We start from the raw sequence: 747 nt of genomic DNA, 5'->3' as shown, positions 1-747 counted from the left end.
CCGGACAACACCACTTATCCTGCCGGAGAACTGGTGCCCTTAGAAGCTAACGGGGTACGTCGTGGGATGGATAGTCGCAGAATGAGCTTCAGGGCCTGGCGCCGGCGTCGGACTCCACTGTAGCCACGGGAGTCCGACGCCGGAACAGGCGGTGTCCGGCTACTCGCCGGTCCGGGAACCTCGGGTGCGCACATGGTCCCAGTCGTCAGGGATGGAGCCGGTATTCAAGGTCATAGGGGACCCACCGGCGTCGTCGTTCATGGTCAGCACGGCAAGGTGGCGCTCATAGGCGTCGAGCACATCGGAGATGATCTGCTCCTTGGAGTAACCGAACACATCGTGGCCGGCCGAACCGGTGGCGGAGAAGATCTCCACGCGGTAGTAGGTCTGTTCGGCGCTGCGGAAGTTCAGTGCGAAGTTCGGCACCGAGTACTCCACGGGGTACGCCTGGTACTTGAACATGCTCTGCTCGCCGAAGTAGACGTGCAGATCCACGTGCGGGATCTCGGTCTCCTCGATGGTGCCGCGGGAGCAGCGCACATCCGCGCCCTGCTCCCGCAGCTCGGCAGCGACCTCTTCCACGGCAGGGATCGCCACGGAGTCCATGTACTCGGTGACCTCCTCGGAGGAGGGGTAGTGCATGTGCCGGGCCAGACGGCGGCGCCAGCGGCCCGGGGAGTTCTCGCCTGCTTCGACTGTCAGTCTGTTTCTACCGGGTTCCGCAAGAATCGGGGAGTCCCGGCCGCA

General features: G+C 64.3%; 1 pseudogene. It reads right to left on the bottom strand.

What is annotated here, in order from left to right:
• Nucleotides 1–159: 159 nt before the first annotated feature.
• Nucleotides 160–747 (bottom strand): annotated as a pseudogene (locus RH857_RS13585) (high-affinity choline transporter BetT); the annotation flags it as partial.

Origin of the sequence: Nesterenkonia flava, assembly GCF_031432335.1 — a bacterium.
In the GTDB taxonomy this organism is placed as follows: Bacteria; Actinomycetota; Actinomycetes; order Actinomycetales; family Micrococcaceae; genus Nesterenkonia; species Nesterenkonia flava.
The sequence above is the reverse complement of the archived record's forward strand: the minus strand, read 5'-3'. Positions and strand labels throughout refer to the sequence as shown.